Consider the following 1,340-nt stretch of genomic DNA (forward strand, 5'->3'; position numbering starts at 1 on the left):
GTGGTGAGGGTCTTGGTCTTGCGGCCCGGGGTGGAGGCCGGGGTGCTCTGGGTCATGGGAGCAACCTGGCATACGAGCGTTGTGGACAGCGGCGGTGCAGGTGAAGGCATCGGACGCGGGGAGGGGGCTGGTGCGGGCGGGTCAGCATCTGCGGCTCTGGCGGGGGTTCTCACGAGAAAGAGGCGACGCCCCCTTGCGTATGTACGCGATTGCGTACACCATGGGCCTGTACGCAATCGCGTACAGGCCTCGAAGGGGGGAACCCGCGATGAACGGCACCTGCCTGACACTCGGCGACCTCCGCACCGCCTCCGCGCCCTCCCCCAGCTCCCGCTGTTCCTCCACGCTGGATGACGGCGCCCAGAGCGGCTACGCCCCCGCCCTCACCGACCACCCCGGAGCCACCCGATGCTCAACATCGAGCCCCACGAGACCCGGTCCGGCACCTTCACCGCCAGCTGGACCCCCCACGACGACCCCGACGGCCACCTCCTCCAGGCCCTCACCAGCGGCCACCTGGAGGGCGCCCTGGAGGCGCTAGCCGACCCTGTCAAGTTCGGCGAGACCTCCGCCACCGATGCCCAGGCCCTGGCCCGGCTCCGGTCCATCCAGTGGATGCTCGACCGCCTGGAGCGCCGCCGCGGCGCCCTCCTGGTCGCCCTCCGCGACCGACGCGACGCCGACCCCGCCGCAGGGGCCAGCTGGGCCGACCTGGCCAAGGCCTTGTACCCCGAAGACCCCGATCCGCAGCGGCTTCGCTCGAAGGTCCAGCGGCTGCACGCCGACGGCCTCAAGAAGGCCGGCCGCCCCCCGGCGGAGTGAGACCCGCCTCACCCCCACAGCGCACTCTGCTGGGCATACAGCCCGGCCCCGCACCCGCACTCTCGAAGCAGGACGCAACCGGACCGGCCGTCACCACCGGCAAATGAGCGTCGGCCGCCCGGGATCCCACACCCCAACAAGCAGTCGGAGGAACCCGTGATCACCGCCGTGCTCTTCACCGTCGCCTTTGCTGTCATGTACGCATCACATCTGCTCGCCGACTATCCCTTCCAGACCGACACCCAGTCGGCCCGCAAGGCCGGATGGACCGAGCTCGACTCCCAGGAGCGCGCCGTCCGCCACCACCACGGCTGGGGCGCCAACCAGGCTCACGCCGGAACGCACACCCTCATCACCCTGATGCTGCTCCTGGTGGTGCCCGTCTGGGCTCTGGACCTTCCGCTCTCAGTGGCCGGCCTCGTCTCCGCGCTCGGCTGGATTCATCTCTCGCACGGCCTCATTGACCGCCGCTGGCCGATTGCCTGGTGGATGGACCACACCAACCCTGTCTCTTATAC

General features: G+C 70.1%; 2 protein-coding genes. Both read left to right on the forward strand.

Going from position 1 to position 1,340, the window contains the following annotated elements; genetic code table 11:
* The first annotated feature begins 408 nt into the window (after nt 1–408).
* Entirely contained in the window at nt 409–822 is a 414-nt protein-coding gene (locus tag ACFWAD_RS29890) for a hypothetical protein (protein ID WP_378550472.1), read from the forward strand.
* Between the two features lie 156 nt (nt 823–978).
* A partial coding sequence (locus ACFWAD_RS29895; protein ID WP_378550474.1) for a hypothetical protein occupies nt 979–1,340 on the forward strand: 362 nt, incomplete at its 3' end.

The organism is Rhodococcus sp. NPDC059969, assembly GCF_042738325.1.
GTDB lineage: Bacteria > Actinomycetota > Actinomycetes > Mycobacteriales > Mycobacteriaceae > Rhodococcus_F.